At 63.9% G+C, this 13,813-nt stretch carries 14 protein-coding genes; 7 read left to right on the top strand and 7 right to left on the bottom strand.

Features of this window, described 5'->3' with window-relative positions:
• Nucleotides 1-100: 100 nt before the first annotated feature.
• Nucleotides 101-2,635 (top strand): type I DNA topoisomerase, encoded by a 2,535-nt coding sequence (topA, locus tag U1702_RS14680; protein ID WP_332725923.1) that lies wholly within the window; start codon nt 101-103, stop codon nt 2,633-2,635.
• 1 nt (nt 2,636) lies between these two features.
• On the opposite strand, the gene U1702_RS14675 is transcribed toward topA, so the two are convergent.
• Together U1702_RS14675 and panC are read right to left on the bottom strand one after the other, a co-directional pair.
• Nucleotides 2,637-2,933 carry an SEL1-like repeat protein gene (locus U1702_RS14675; protein WP_332725921.1) on the bottom strand — a complete coding sequence of 99 codons (297 nt, stop codon included), beginning with the start codon at nt 2,931-2,933 and terminating at the stop codon, nt 2,637-2,639.
• A gap of 77 nt (nt 2,934-3,010) precedes the next feature.
• The gene (panC, locus tag U1702_RS14670) at nt 3,011-3,850 is read right to left on the bottom strand and encodes a pantoate--beta-alanine ligase (protein WP_332725919.1); all 840 of its coding nucleotides are present in this window, start codon (nt 3,848-3,850) and stop codon (nt 3,011-3,013) included.
• 97 nt (nt 3,851-3,947) lie between these two features.
• On the opposite strand from panC, the gene U1702_RS14665 reads away from it, so the two are divergent.
• From U1702_RS14665 to pgmG, 3 genes are read left to right on the top strand one after another with little or no spacing between them, the layout of a single operon-like run.
• Entirely contained in the window at nt 3,948-4,748 is an 801-nt protein-coding gene (locus U1702_RS14665; protein WP_332725917.1) for a division plane positioning ATPase MipZ, read from the top strand.
• A gap of 10 nt (nt 4,749-4,758) precedes the next feature.
• Nucleotides 4,759-5,058, top strand: a complete 300-nt coding sequence (locus tag U1702_RS14660; protein ID WP_332725915.1) for a J domain-containing protein — start codon at nt 4,759-4,761, stop codon at nt 5,056-5,058.
• Between the two features lie 53 nt (nt 5,059-5,111).
• Nucleotides 5,112-6,494, top strand: a complete 1,383-nt coding sequence (gene pgmG, locus U1702_RS14655) for a phosphoglucomutase/phosphomannomutase PgmG (protein WP_332725913.1) — start codon at nt 5,112-5,114, stop codon at nt 6,492-6,494.
• Nucleotides 6,495-6,514: 20 nt separating this feature from the next.
• On the opposite strand, the gene U1702_RS14650 is transcribed toward pgmG, so the two are convergent.
• A complete protein-coding gene (locus U1702_RS14650; protein WP_332725911.1) occupies nt 6,515-7,681 on the bottom strand; it encodes a tetratricopeptide repeat protein in 1,167 nt (388 codons plus the stop codon).
• Between the two features lie 96 nt (nt 7,682-7,777).
• Between U1702_RS14650 and U1702_RS14645 the strand changes: the two genes are divergently transcribed.
• Nucleotides 7,778-8,536, top strand: coding sequence for an exonuclease domain-containing protein (locus U1702_RS14645; protein WP_332725909.1), 759 nt, complete (start codon nt 7,778-7,780; stop codon nt 8,534-8,536).
• A 43-nt stretch (nt 8,537-8,579) separates the two neighbouring features.
• Nucleotides 8,580-9,683 carry a sialidase family protein gene (locus U1702_RS14640; RefSeq protein ID WP_332725907.1) on the top strand — a complete coding sequence of 368 codons (1,104 nt, stop codon included), beginning with the start codon at nt 8,580-8,582 and terminating at the stop codon, nt 9,681-9,683.
• Between the two features lie 15 nt (nt 9,684-9,698).
• Here the strand turns inward: U1702_RS14640 and U1702_RS14635 are convergent, their stop codons facing one another.
• The 4 genes from U1702_RS14635 to U1702_RS14620 form a co-directional block, all read right to left on the bottom strand.
• Entirely contained in the window at nt 9,699-10,616 is a 918-nt protein-coding gene (locus U1702_RS14635; protein WP_332725905.1) for a TraB/GumN family protein, read from the bottom strand.
• Nucleotides 10,617-10,648: 32 nt separating this feature from the next.
• Nucleotides 10,649-11,071, bottom strand: coding sequence for a hypothetical protein (locus U1702_RS14630; RefSeq protein WP_332725903.1), 423 nt, complete (start codon nt 11,069-11,071; stop codon nt 10,649-10,651).
• Nucleotides 11,061-11,252 (bottom strand): helix-turn-helix transcriptional regulator, encoded by a 192-nt coding sequence (locus U1702_RS14625; protein ID WP_332725901.1) that lies wholly within the window; start codon nt 11,250-11,252, stop codon nt 11,061-11,063. Before U1702_RS14625 ends, U1702_RS14630 begins: the two co-directional genes overlap by 11 nt.
• 63 nt (nt 11,253-11,315) lie before the next feature.
• Nucleotides 11,316-12,845 (bottom strand): sodium:solute symporter family transporter, encoded by a 1,530-nt coding sequence (locus tag U1702_RS14620; protein WP_332725899.1) that lies wholly within the window; start codon nt 12,843-12,845, stop codon nt 11,316-11,318.
• A 103-nt stretch (nt 12,846-12,948) separates the two neighbouring features.
• Here U1702_RS14620 and ku point away from each other — a divergent pair, with 103 nt between their 5' ends.
• Nucleotides 12,949-13,809 (top strand): non-homologous end joining protein Ku, encoded by an 861-nt coding sequence (gene ku / locus U1702_RS14615; RefSeq protein ID WP_332725897.1) that lies wholly within the window; start codon nt 12,949-12,951, stop codon nt 13,807-13,809.
• Nucleotides 13,810-13,813 lie beyond the last annotated feature (4 nt).

Raw genomic sequence — 13,813 nt, 5'->3', positions numbered from 1 at the left:
CCCCTAGCGGCACGTGGGTTAACAAGCTCTATGCCCCCCTTGACGCCGCCCTTCGCCACTATCCATCCTCGCGCGTACACGTAAGGACCGCCGAAACCCCATGCAGCTTGTCATCGTCGAATCGCCCGCCAAGGCGAAAACCATCGAGAAATATCTGGGCAAGGCCTATCGCGTCCTCGCCTCATACGGCCATGTCCGCGATCTGCCGCCCAAAGACGGATCGGTAAATCCCGATGACGGTTTCGCGATGGAGTGGGAGCCCTATGCCGACAAGGCAAAGCAGCTAAAAGCGATCACCGATCTGGCGAAAACCGCTGACCGTCTGATCCTCGCCACCGATCCGGATCGTGAGGGCGAGGCGATCAGCTGGCATGTGCAGGAAGTGCTGGCGAAGAAAAAGGCGCTGCCCAAAGAGGTCGAGCGCGTGACCTTCAACGCGATCACCAAGGCGGCGGTGCTGGAGGCGATGGCCAATCCGCGCCAGCTGGATACCGACCTGATCGACGCGTATCGGGCGCGGCGGGCGCTGGATTATCTGGTGGGCTTCACGCTGTCGCCGGTGCTGTGGCGCAAGCTGCCGGGGGCGAAGTCGGCGGGGCGCGTGCAATCGGTTGCTTTGCGGCTGATCGTGCAACGCGAGCGCGAGATCGAAGTGTTCATTCCGCAGGAATATTGGTCGGTCGTTGCCCATCTGGAGCATGACGGCACGGCGTTCGACGCGCGACTGGCGCGGTTCGAAGGCAGGAAGATCGAACGGCTGACGATCGGCGATGCCGGCACGGCGGCCCGCGCCAAGGCGGCGGTCGAGCAGGGGCGGTTCACCGTTGCGTCGGTCGAGACCAAGCCCGCGACGCGCAACCCGCCGCCCCCGTTCACGACGTCGACGCTGCAGCAGGAGGCGGCGCGGAAACTCGGCTTCTCCGCCAGCCATACGATGCGCGTCGCACAGGCGCTCTACGAAGATGGCGCGATCACCTACATGCGGACCGATGGCGTCCAGATGGATCACAGCGCCATCGACGAAGCGCGCAAGGCGATCGTGAAACGCTATCAGCCGAGCTACATCCCGGACAAGCCGCGCCAGTATCAGACCAAGGCGAAGAATGCGCAGGAAGCGCATGAGGCGATCCGCCCGACCGATTTCACCAAGGACAAGGCCGGATCGGGTGACCACGCCCGCCTCTACGACCTGATCTGGAAGCGTGCGCTGGCGAGCCAGATGGCGAGCGCGCGAATGGAGCGCACGACGGTCGAGCTGGAAGAGCCGACCGGTCAGGACGCGTTGCGTGCGACCGGGCAGGTGGTTCTCTTCCCCGGCTATCTCGCGCTGTACGAAGAAGGCCGCGACGATGAGGGCGACGAGGATTCGCGCCGCCTCCCGGTGATCCGCAACGGAGACACGCCAGCCAAGAAGGGCGTCGATTCCGAACAGCATTTCACGCAGCCGCCGCCGCGCTTTTCGGAAGCGTCGCTGGTCAAGCGGCTCGAGGAACTGGGGATCGGGCGCCCCTCGACCTATGCCTCGATCATTCAGGTGCTGAAGGACCGCAACTATGTCCGCGTCGAGAAGAATCGCTTCTTCGCTGAGGAAACCGGACGGCTGCTGACGGCGTTCCTTGAACGCTTTTTCGAGAAATACGTGAATTACGACTTCACCGCCGGGCTTGAGGACGAGCTGGACGACGTGTCCGGCGGTCGCGCCGCGTGGCAAAGCGTGCTGGAGGCGTTCTGGAAGGATTTCAGCCCGCGCACCGCCGAAGTGATGGAGCAGAAGCCGAGCGAGATTACCGCTGCGCTCGACCTGTTCCTCGCGCCTTATCTATTTCCCGACAAGGGCGATGGCAGCGATCCGCGGCTGTGCCCTTCATGCGGTGAGGGCCAACTGGCGCTGCGTGGCGGCAAGTTCGGCGCGTTCGTCGCGTGCTCCAACTATCCCGAGTGCAAGTTCACGCGACGTTTCGGCCAGCCGGGCGGTGCGGATGGGGGCGACACCGGGCCGGAAGTGCTGGGGCAGGATCCGGAGACCGGCGAGGATATCAGCCGTCGTTCCGGGCGGTTCGGGCCATATATCCAGCGCGGCGAAGGCAAGGAAGCGGCGCGCGCGTCGATCCCGAAGGACATTCCCGAGCTGGACATGGAGTGGGCGGTCAAGCTGCTCAATCTGCCGCGCACGATCGGCACGCATCCGGAAAGCGGCAATCCGATCACGGCGTCGATCGGGCGCTATGGCCCGTATCTGGCGCATGACGGTAAATATGCGCGGCTGACCTCGACGGCGGATGTGTTCGAGACGGGCATGAACGCCGCGGTGGTCAAGCTGGCCGAAGCTGCGGCGGGCGGCGGACGTCCGCAGCGCGGGGCGCAGGCGCCGCTCAAGGTAATGGGGCCGCATCCGGTGTCGGGCGCTGAGATCAAGCTGATGGAGGGCCGCTATGGCCCCTATCTCACCGACGGTACGACCAACGCGACTCTGCCCAAGACGGTGGATCAGGCAGCGCTCACGCTGGACGAGGCAGTGCAACTGATCGACGCCAAGGCGGCGGCGGGGCCGGTCAAGAAAAAGGGCCGCAAGGCACCTGCCAAGAAACCGGCGGCGAAGAAGGCCGCGCCCAAAAAGGCGGCGGCGAAGAAGTAATTCAGGCCGCGCGCAGGGTCGTCATCTGAAGCCAGGCGCGCGCCTGTTTCTGCGCTTCGATGATCTCGCGCGCGGTCATGTCGTCGGCGATTTCGGCGCGCATGTAAGGGGCATTTTCGCTGCCCTTCAGTGCGGCGATGTTGAACCATTTATGCGCTTCGATCAGGTCGACATCGACACCGGCCGAACCGCTGGAATAGACCATGCCCAGTTCATAAGCCGCGTCGGCGTTGCCACGTGCGGCATCGGCCAGACGGCTGTCGATCAGGAATTGTGCGCTCTTGTAACTGCTGCCCATGACGATGCCCCACTTTTGATTTCTGTTCTCATGGGAACAGCGTGGGGCATTCATGGTAACCAAATCGTTAACGCTGATTATCCCGCTTCAACCGCGATATTGTCGATGAGGCGGGTGCCGCCGATCCGGGCGGCAGCGAGCAGGCGGCGTGGGCGACCGGCAATCGGCGCGGCCAGCGTTTCGGCATCGGCCAGCTCGACATAATCGACCTCAAACCCTGCTGCCGTCAGCGCGGTTCGAGCGGTGACAAGCACGGCGTCGGGATCATCCCCCTTCTCGATCGCGCGCGCCGCAACCCCCAGCGCGCGCGGCAGCGCCACCGCCGCCAAACGATCTTCGGGTGCGAGATATGCGTTGCGCGAGGACAGCGCGAGACCGTCATCGTCGCGCTGAGTCGGCACGCCGCGTATGTCGATATCGAAATCCAAGTCGATGACCATGCGGCGGATCACCGCAAGCTGCTGAAAATCTTTTTCGCCGAATAGCGCGATGTCAGGCGCGACCTGGTTGAACAACTTGGCGACAACGGTGGCGACCCCGTCGAAATGGCCGGGGCGGGCGGCACCGTCCAGCGGCTCACTGACGCCGGACACCGACACATTGGTCGAATGCCCCGCCGGGTACATCACCTCGACCGGCGGCAGCCACAGCAGGTCCACGCCTGCTTCGCTCAACATCCGCGAATCGACCGCCTCCCGCCGTGGATATTTCGCCAGATCCTCGGTCGGCGCGAACTGTTTCGGGTTGACGAAGATCGACACCACCACGCGCTGGGCGGCGTGCTTCGCCTCCGCCACCAGCGCCATATGCCCGGCATGCAGCGCGCCCATCGTCGGCACGAAGGCGACACGCTCACCCGCCAAACGGAATCCCGAAATGGCATCGCGGAGGTCGGCAAGCTGACGGATGGTTTGCACGCGCACAAGGCCTTGGATATGGACGGGGAAGCGCGGCCTTCTATGGGGGCTAGGTCGGGCAGACAATCACCTGGATTGGTATCGAGGAAGTTATCCGTTGGCGGAAGCATCGACCGGACTGCATGTGATCGTGTTCGCCAATGAAAAGGGCGGGACGGGCAAATCCACCACCGCCGTTCATACCGCCATCGCCCTGGCGGCAAAGGGCGCGCGCGTCGCTTGCCTCGACCTCGACCATCGCCAGCGCACGATGGGTCGCTATCTCGATAACCGAGCGGAGACGATCAAGCGTAGCGGGCGTGAACTGCCGATGCCACGCTACGAGACACATGATGGCGAAAATATCGCGCGTTTTTCCGAATCGCTGGAGCGGCTGGGGCAGGATACCGATTTCCTGATCGTCGATACGCCGGGGCGCGACGACAAGTTCGGGCGCATCGCCATCACCAATGCCGATACGCTGGTGACGCCGATGAACGACAGTTTCGTCGATTTCGACCTGATCGGACAGGTCGATCCCGACACGTACAAGGTCATTCGCCCCAGCTTCTATTCGGAACTGATCTGGGATTCGCGCAAGCGCCGCGCCAAGGCGGACGGGCAGACAATCGACTGGGTCGTTCTGCGCAACCGCATGCAGCATATCGAGGCGCGCAACATGAAGCGCGTGTCGGAGGCGATCGACCAGCTGGCCAAGCGAGTCGGTTTCCGCGTCATTCCCGGTCTGTCGGAGCGCGTGATCTATCGCGAGCTGTTCCCCAAGGGGCTGACGATGCTCGACAGCCGCGAGTTCGGCGGGATGGCACTGGCGCATGTCGCGGCGCGGCAGGAACTGCGTGAGATGATGGCCGGACTGGCGCTGCCCGAGACCGCCAGCACGATGCCGCTATTTGCATGAGGGCGCGGCCATGATCTTCAAGCTATTGATCGGCGCGCTGATCGGCTGGATCGGCTGGAAGCTGTGGCATGGCTTTGGCCGCCCGCTGCCCGGCACGCCGAAACCCGCCCCGCCGCCGCCGGTGCCGACCGGCCCGGATGCGGAGGCGCGCGCCATCCTGGGCGTCGGCACCGACGCCGGGCCGGAGGAAATCCGCGCCGCACATCGCCGCCTGATTACCACCGTCCACCCCGATCGCGGCGGCTCGCCGGAACTGACGCGACAGGTGAATGCCGCGCGCGACACGCTGCTTCGCAAACCCGACGATTGAACTTTCCGTCGGTCTCGCGGATTAGGCGCTCAAGAGATTCTCCGGGAGATAGCATGACGCATCGTTTCAATCCGACCTCGCTGCGCGAATACGATATCCGTGGGATCGTCGGCCAGACGCTGGGCGAGGATGACGCGCGGGCGATCGGGCGCGGTTTTGCGACATTGTTGCGCCGTGCGGGTGGCACGCGGGTGGCAGTGGGCCGCGACGGCCGCCTGTCCTCGCCATCGTTCGAGGCAGCACTGATCGACGGGCTGACGGCATCGGGCTGCGACGTGGTTCGCGTCGGCCTTGGTCCGACACCGATGCTCTATTATGCCGAGGCCACGCTAGAAGTGGATGGCGGCATACAGATAACCGGCAGCCATAATCCCGGCAATTACAATGGTTTCAAGATGGTGTTTCAACACCGCCCATTTTTTGGCGACGATATTCAGAATCTTGGGCGCTTGGCTGCCGAGGGCGACTGGGAAGAGGGCACCGGCACGGTCACCGACGCCGATATCATCGACGACTATGTCGGTCGGCTGTTCGCCGGTTACTCGGGCGGCTCGTATCGGATCGGCTGGGACGCCGGCAACGGCGCCGCTGGAGAGGTCATCGAAAAGCTCGTCAAGCTCCTGCCCGGCGAGCATCACACGTTGTTCACCGATATCGACGGCAATTTTCCGAACCATCATCCCGACCCCACTGAGGAGGCGAATCTTGCCGACCTGAAGGCGCTCGTCGCGGAGAAGAACCTCGATTTCGGACTGGCTTTCGACGGGGACGGCGACCGAATCGGCGCGATCGACGGCGAAGGCCGCGTCATTTGGGGCGATCAGCTTCTGTCCATTTTGGCCGTACCTGTGCTCAAGAAGCAACCGGGCGCGACGATCATCGCGGACGTCAAGGCTTCACAGATGCTGTTCGACCGCGTGTCCGAACTGGGTGGCGAGCCGCTGATGTGGAAAACGGGGCATTCGCTGGTCAAAACCAAGATGAAGGAAACCGGGTCGCCACTCGCGGGCGAGATGAGCGGCCATATCTTTTTCGCACAGGACTATTACGGGTTCGACGATGCGCAATATGCCGCCGTTCAGCTGATCGGCGCGGTCCACACGACTGGCCAGTCGCTGACCGAGTTGCGCGGGGCGATGCCTGCGTTCGTCAACACGCCGGAGATGCGTTTTCAGGTCGATGAAAGCCGCAAATTCGCGGTGATCGACGAAGTGCTGGAGCGGCTGAAGGCGAGCGGCGCCGACGTCAACGAAACCGATGGCGCGCGCGTAACCACGCCAGATGGCTGGTGGCTGCTGCGTGCGTCGAACACCCAGGACGTGCTGGTCGCCCGTGCCGAAGCGCTGAGCCAGGCGGCGCTCGACCGGCTCCTTGCGATGATCGACGAACAGCTGGCGGCCAGCGGGCTGGAGCGGGGGCCACAGGCGGCGCATTGAGCGCGGCCGCGGGAGTGTGGTCAGCGCGTCGGCGAAGCGCGCGACAAGTCCCACGCAGCGCGGACCTGTCCGATATAGAGTGGCGCGTTCCGCAACAATTCCGCCTGCGCGCCCGCCGAGAAGCCGGTAAACGATTGTAGCCGGAGCCGGGCGTCAGCCCCGGCGATGCGGAACAAGGTGCGGACCTCCGCCGGAGAGCGACCCTGCGCCTGAAGGTAGCGGGCGAGCGCTATGATGACGCGTGCGCGATCGGGATCCAGGGCGGAGGCACGGGCGAGCACGGCCAGTGCTTGCCGGTACATCGCCTCCGCCTCGGTACCTTTGCCCTGCTGTTCCAGAATAGCGGCCAGATAGGTGCGCCCTTTCGCGATCATCGGGTCATGCTCTCCAACGATCGGGATGGCCATTTTCAACCCCTTGCGAAACAGTGCCTCGCCCTCCGCGAGCCGCCCCTGCCCGGCGAGATTATAGGCAAGGTTGGTGTAAGTAACGGCAAGGTCGAGCTGTCCCTGGAGACTGGGGACCCCTTCGCGCGCATCGAATAACATTTTGTAGATCGGTTCAGCCTCCGCGAACCGTTGCTGGTCCTCCAGAAAATAGGCGATATCCTGCCACGTCTGAAGCAGCGCGGGGTCGCCGGCTGGTAACAGCTTCGTCCGGATGGCGAGCGCGGCGCGCATCGCCGCTTCCGCCTCTGCGGGGCGATTTTGCTCGTTTAGGTTCAACCCAAGCAGGCTGTAAGTGCTGGCCACGTCCAGCACCCTCGTCGGCTCGGCTTCGAGCAGCGCCAGTGCCTTGCGATAGAGCGGCTCTCCCTCCGTGAAACACGTCTGTAGATCCATCCACTCCGCCAACCGGAGATAGACGTCGGCGAACCATGCCGCACGGGGGCGAGTACCCCTGCTCTCGACGAACAGTGGCGCATAGGCTTCCGCTGTGGTCGCGTCGCCCACGTCTTGGCTGGCGACCACCAGATAGCCCCAGATCGACGCGCATCGGCTGGTCGGCACTGCACGGTCGCAATCGGCGAACGCGGTGCGCCGCGCGCTGATCAAGCGTGCCCGTTCGGCATCGCCCGCCGCAAAATCGAGGCAGCGCGGCCATGCCGGTCCGAGCTTCACGCCCGCGCTGGCCGGCACCGCGCAGGCGATCAGGAGTGCGGAAAGAAGGCAGCGGACCAGAAACATGGGTCGAGCATATCGCCGTTTCGGCTGGTCGCCAGTGACGATCTCTGACTCGCACGCCGGGGTGGCCAAACCGTGCGTGGATCGCCACATGGAGGCATGGCCCCACCGCCCCAGATCATCCGCGTCATCGACCTCGAAACCACCGGCGAGAAGCCGCCGCAGCATGGCGTGTGCGAAATCGGCTGGCAGGATGTCGCGATCGGCGCAGACGGGCGCTGGGAACTCTATGGCGAGGGCGGCAACCGGCTGGTCAATCCGGGACGTCCGATACCGCCGCTGACGATGGCGATTCATCATATCCGCGACGAGGATGTGGCGGACGCGCCGTGGTGGCACGACGTGACCGGCCCGATCCTGAACCCATGGCCGCGCCGCGTGGCGCTGGCGGCGCATCGCGCAAGTTTCGAGGAGCAGTTTTGCACGCCTGCGCTGACACGGGGTGCCGACTGGATCTGCACGTACAAATGCGCGCTAAGGCTGTGGACCGACAGTCCCGGATTTTCCAACCAATTCCTGCGCTATTACCGGATGCCGGAGGGGATGGAGCATGAGCGGGGCCTGCCTGCGCATCGCGCGTTCCCCGACGCCTATGTCACCGCATTCCACCTGCGCGACATGCTCAACACCGTCAGCGTCGCGCAACTGATCGAATGGTCGAAGCTGCCCGGCCTGTTGCCGCGCGTGCGCTATGGCCCCGATCGCGGCAAGGCGTGGAGCGAGATCGACGACGATTCGCTCGACAAGTTCCTGGCAGATCGCGATGTCGACATCCGCTACACGGCGGAGATCGAACTGGCACGGCGGCGTGGCGGCGCACCGGTCGAGCCGCCCAAGCGTCAGCCGCAGCTGTTCTGACGCGCGGACTCGACGCCACGCAAATCTCCATTAGTATTACTATATGTTCAGCAGCCATTTCCGCGCAGCGCTTGCGCTCGCCTTCGTCTTTCTCGCACCCGGTGCTGCCACTGCGCAACCGTCCCCAGTGGTCAGCGCAGGCTTTACCTTTGACACCGCGCCTTATCCCGAAGTTCATGCCTCGACGATCGTCGAAACGCGTGAGGGAACGATCATGGCGGCGTGGTTCGGGGGGACGAAGGAGCGCAATCCCGATGTCAGCATCTATATTGCGCGCTATGCTGACGGCCGCTGGCAGCGCGCGATCAAGGTGGCCGAGGGGGTCGCGCCGGGCAAACCGCGCCAGCCCGCGTGGAACCCGGTGCTGTTCCAGCCGAGCAACGGCCCGCTGACCCTGTTCTACAAAGTCGGACCCAGTCCGCAGACCTGGTGGGGCATGGTCATCACGTCGCCCGACGACGGGCGAACATGGAGTGCGCCGCGCCGCTTGCCCGACGGCATTCTCGGCCCGATCAAGAACAAGCCGGTCGAACTGGCGGACGGGACATGGTTGTCGCCGTCGAGTACCGAGGCGGCGGGCAATCGCTGGGCGCTGCATTTCGAACGCAGCGCGGATCGCGGCAAAAGCTGGCAGCGCTCGGCCCCGGTCGCCTCGCCCGAGCGGATCGACGCGATCCAGCCGAGCGTACTGCGGCATGCGGGCGGCAGGCTACAGGCGGTGGCGCGAACGCGACAGGGGATGCTGGCGACGACCTGGTCAAAGGACGGCGGCAAAAGCTGGTCGCCGCTCGCCGCGATCGACCTGCCCAATCCCAATTCCGGTACCGACGCGGTGACCTTGGCCGATGGGCGACAACTGATCGTCTATAACCACAGCAGCCATAGCCTGGAGCGGCCCGGCAAGGGCTTCCGCTATCCGATCAACGTCGCGCTGTCCGACGACGGGGTCAGCTGGCGCAGGGTGCTGACGCTGGAGAATGCGATGCTGCCGGCCGGCTATGCCTATCCGGCGGTGATGCAGGCGCGCGACGGGCGCGTCCACATCACCTACACGCACAACCGCAAACGCATCCGCCACATCATGCTCGATCCGGCACGGCTGCCCAAAGGGGATTGGGCGGATGCGCCCGCAGTCACCAGCCGGTAGCCGCGGGCATCACCTTCAATATCTGATCTGCGTCGTCTTGATCTTGCGCTTCTCCAGCATCGCCTGAACACTCTCGGCCCCGGCAAGGTGGCCCGCGCCGACCGCAACGAACACCACGCCCGGCTTGTCGAGCCGCGTGTCGATCCACTCGGCCCAGCGCGCATTGCGGTCGGCGAGCAGGATTTTCGACAGTTCGGGCGCAGCCTTCAGCCCGTCATTCATCAGCACCGCGAGACCGTCGGCATCGCCCGTTGCCCATTCACCGACCATCTTGTCGAGCGTGGCTGGCGCGTCGGCCAGCTGGTCGACCGTCTCGACCAGGAACTTGACCTGCGCCTCTTCCGGGATCGAATCGAAGAAGCCGAACTGTTGCTCGACCGTCTCCAGTCCTGTGATCGGCTTGTTCGCAGCCTTGGCGGCCTTGTTCAGCGCCTCCTCGACGCCGCTCGCCGGATCATAGCCAGCCTTGACCACCGCCAGCATCGACAGCTGAACCGCCGCGAGCCATGGATCGAAGCGGTCGGCTGCAGCCAGCGGCACGCCGGCATCGGCCATCGCCTTCGCAAAGGCGGCGCGTTTGCTCTCGGGCAGCTTTTCGGTCAGCGTCGGCCCGGTCATGCTGACCCCGTATTTGATGACCAAAGGCTGCATGGCGGCGGGATCGGGAGTCGCGCCGATTTCGGATACCAGCTCGCCGCTTTCGTCGAACGCCTTCTTTACCGCCTCGTCGAACCAGCTAAGGCCCGGCTTCAGGATATGGACGGTGCCGAACAGATAGATCGTGGTGTCCGCGTCCTTGACCACCCACAAAGCCGGATCGGCGTCCTTGGTCTCGACAGCTGGCGCGGGCACGGGGGCCGTTTGCGCGAGTGCGGCAGGCGATACGAAGAGCAGCGTGAGCGCGGTGCCCGCGCGCAGAAACAGGTTCGACATTCTCATCTCCAAGCATGAAGTTGCGTTGATTATCAGGGTTTTATCTTTTTGTAGCCATAGCTTGCCGCCATCGCCAGAAAGGTGATGACGAACATCGTCTGGTGGCTCGGTTCGGACATCAGTCCGCCGCGCCACCACAGATACCAGACCGGATAGGCTATCAAATAGACGTTGAGCGCCATCGCCGACGCCCAATAGCTGTCACGTCGGTCGAGTTCGTCGGTGGCAAGGTTGTAGCGCCAGCCGCCGAAGCCGATGGCGACGACCAGCATCACCGACGCCGCAATCGCCCATTCGGCGGGAATCCCCTCTAGGAACGCGCCGTCTTTCGTCTCCAGCATCGCCGACATGAAGCCGATCACGCCGCCGACGCCCATCAACAGCGCGATGATGAGATGCAGCCGGTTCCGCCGCTTGCGTGCTTCCGCCAGTCCGTCGCTTGCCTCACGCATCATCGAACACCTCCTCGATCGTCAGGTCGAACAGTCGCGCGATGCGGAAGGCGAGCGGGAGCGAGGGGTCGTATTTCCCCGTCTCGATCGCGTTCACGGCCTGACGCGACACGCCCAGATACCCGCCAAGCTCGGCTTGGCTCCAGTCGCGTTCGGCGCGCAGCACTTTCAACCTGTTTCGCATTACAACGTCATTCGTCCCTGACTTAGTGTCAGCTTATGGCGACTATATGTAATGGAAACCTGACTATGTCAATGCGGTTTTGCGGCCCGCCGGAATCGCCGCGACCAGCGCCGCGACCAATGTCCCGATGCACAGCTGATACGGGAAGGACAGCCCGGTCTGGCCGATCAGCCACGGCTGCATCAGCAGCACGGTGACGAACCCGGCAATCAGTGCGGCGATCACCGACGCACTGTTGCCGCGCCCCGTGAACACCGCGACGAAATAGACGCCGAGCAGCCCGGCATAGGCGAACACCATCACCTGCAACGCGAATTCCAGCAGCGGCATGTCGGTGTGCCGCTGCCAGTAGAAGCTCAGCACCGCCATCGCGAACATAGCGATGGCGACTGCGCCCATCCCCCAGCGCCCGGCGCGGACATAATGTTTCGGTTCGGCCCCGCCGCGACGATCCTTCCACGGCTTGTAAAAGTCGCTGATCATCACCGACGACATCGCGTTCAGCGCCGAATTGGTCGTCGCCACCGCCGCCGCCGTCACGCCGATCGTCACCAGCCCGCGCAGCCCCGGCGGCACCTGCGTCAGGATATAATGGACGAACACCGTGACCTTCTCGCCCGCGAAGCTGGTCGCAGCCTGGTTCTGTGCGCCCATCAAATCGGGGCGGTTGTAGAAGATGTAGAGCAGCAGCCCGATCGTCACGAACATCGCGATCAGCGGCACGCTTGCCAGTGCCGACAGGATCAGCCCGCGCGCGCCAGTCCTGGCATCGGGACTTGCGAGCAAGCGCTGCGTCGTGTCCTGATCGAGACCGGCATTGGCGGTGTTCAACAGGAACAGGCCGGTAAACAGCGCCAGCACCGTGAACGGCTTCGACAAATCGGTCGAGAAGTCGAACAGCCGCAGTTTGTTTCCCCCGTCCGGCGTGTTGCGCAGCGCGTCGATCAGCTCGGCGTTGCTTGCGGGGATTGAGGTATAGAGGAACACCAGCACGGCCAGCGCCGACCCGGCATAGATCACGAACTGGATCAAATCGTTCCAGATCACCGATTTCAGCCCGCCGTGAAAGGTGAACAGGAAGCTGACCAGCATGACGCCTGCGGCAGACAGGATGATCGCCTGCGCATCGATGCTGCCGAACGCCACCATCGCAATCGCAATCGCCGCCAGATAGACGCGCGCGCCGCCGGCCAGCACGCGCCCGATCAGGAACATGCCCCCCGCCGCGCGCATCGCCCGCGCATCGAACCGGTGTTCCAGCAGCTCGTAAACCGTCGTCGCGCGCATCGCGTAGAAGCGCGGGATCAGGACGTGCGCCACAAATAACGCGGCGAGGATCGGTGAGAGGACCACGCCCAGATAGGTATAGTCGCTGCGATAGCCGTAATCCGGCGCACCGAGGAACGTTGCAGCGGATTGCGTCGCCGACAGCACCGACACCGCCGCCAGCCATGCCGGAACGGTGCGGCCAGTAAGGAAGTAATCGCTCCCATCGTCGGCCTTGAACCGCGAAAACAGCCAGCCGCCGACCAGCAGCACGACGACGTAAAGGCCGACCACGATCCAGTCGAGCGTTGCGAATTGGGGTGTCATCGCCGGAAGCTATCAGAACAATCTGCGACGTCACGCTTTTGCTGGGGGAACGACTCCCGCGCTCACGCTTTGAATCGGCTTCGCAACGAGTGGGAACAAGATCATGGCAGCACGCGCCTATTGGCAGGGACAAATCCGCCTTGCGCTCGTCTCGATCCCGGTGGAGATTTACACCGCAACCAAGTCGGGCGCACAAGTCGCGTTCCACCAGATCCACGAACCCTCGGGCAAGCGCGTCAAGTACGAGAAGGTCGTACCCGGCCTCGGCGCGATTGATACCGACGAGATCATGAAGGGGTTCGAGGTCGAAAAGGGCGAATATGTCCTGCTCGATCAGGACGAGATCGACGCGGTCAAGCTCGAGTCGAAAAAGACGCTGGAACTGACCCAGTTCGTCGACGCGCATGAGATCGACGTGCTCTATTATGAGAAGCCCTATTTCGTGGTCCCCGCCGACGATCTGGCGGAAGAGGCGTTCGTGGTGCTGCGTGAGGCGCTGCGCCGGACGAAGAAGGTCGGCCTCGGCCAGCTGGCAATGCGCGGGCGCGAATATGTCGTCAGCCTGAAGCCATGCGGACGCGGTATGGTGCTGGAGACGCTGCGCTATGCCGATGAGGTGCACAAGGCGCAGGGCTATTTCCGCGACATTCCCGACATCGAGCCCGACGAGGATCTGTTGGGGCTGGCCGAATCGCTGATCCAGAAAAAGGCGGCGAAATTCGATCCGGCGACCTTCCATGATCGCTATGTCGATGCGCTGAAGGGGTTGATCGAGCGCAAGCAGAAGCAGAAAGGCAATCGCAAGATTATCGACGACAAGGACGCGTCGGCGGATTCGCGCGGATCGAATGTCGTGGACCTGATGGCCGCGCTCAAGAAGTCGCTGGAAAAGCCGGGGGCCAAGGCACCGGCGGCGGCAAAGAAGGCGCCGGCGAAGAAACCGCCGGCGAAGAAGCGGGCCTGAACCG

The sequence above is a fragment of the Sphingomonas sp. LT1P40 genome (assembly GCF_036663835.1).
GTDB lineage: Bacteria > Pseudomonadota > Alphaproteobacteria > Sphingomonadales > Sphingomonadaceae > Sphingomonas.
This window is presented reverse-complemented; position numbering and strand designations above follow the sequence as displayed.

Bases quoted from the DNA above. Each gene is read 5' to 3' on its own strand.
- U1702_RS14645 (WP_332725909.1), top strand. From the start codon at position 7,778: ATGGCCCCACCGCCCCAGATCATCCGCGTCATCGACCTCGAAACCACC.
- U1702_RS14650 (WP_332725911.1), bottom strand. From the start codon at position 7,681: ATGTTTCTGGTCCGCTGCCTTCTTTCCGCACTCCTGATCGCCTGCGCG.
- U1702_RS14640 (WP_332725907.1), top strand. From the start codon at position 8,580: ATGTTCAGCAGCCATTTCCGCGCAGCGCTTGCGCTCGCCTTCGTCTTT.
- U1702_RS14675 (WP_332725921.1), bottom strand. From the start codon at position 2,933: ATGGGCAGCAGTTACAAGAGCGCACAATTCCTGATCGACAGCCGTCTG.
- ku (WP_332725897.1), top strand. From the start codon at position 12,949: ATGGCAGCACGCGCCTATTGGCAGGGACAAATCCGCCTTGCGCTCGTC.
- topA (WP_332725923.1), top strand. From the start codon at position 101: ATGCAGCTTGTCATCGTCGAATCGCCCGCCAAGGCGAAAACCATCGAG.
- U1702_RS14620 (WP_332725899.1), bottom strand. From the start codon at position 12,845: ATGACACCCCAATTCGCAACGCTCGACTGGATCGTGGTCGGCCTTTAC.
- pgmG (WP_332725913.1), top strand. From the start codon at position 5,112: ATGACGCATCGTTTCAATCCGACCTCGCTGCGCGAATACGATATCCGT.
- U1702_RS14630 (WP_332725903.1), bottom strand. From the start codon at position 11,071: ATGATGCGTGAGGCAAGCGACGGACTGGCGGAAGCACGCAAGCGGCGG.
- U1702_RS14625 (WP_332725901.1), bottom strand. From the start codon at position 11,252: ATGCGAAACAGGTTGAAAGTGCTGCGCGCCGAACGCGACTGGAGCCAA.
- U1702_RS14635 (WP_332725905.1), bottom strand. From the start codon at position 10,616: ATGTCGAACCTGTTTCTGCGCGCGGGCACCGCGCTCACGCTGCTCTTC.
- U1702_RS14660 (WP_332725915.1), top strand. From the start codon at position 4,759: ATGATCTTCAAGCTATTGATCGGCGCGCTGATCGGCTGGATCGGCTGG.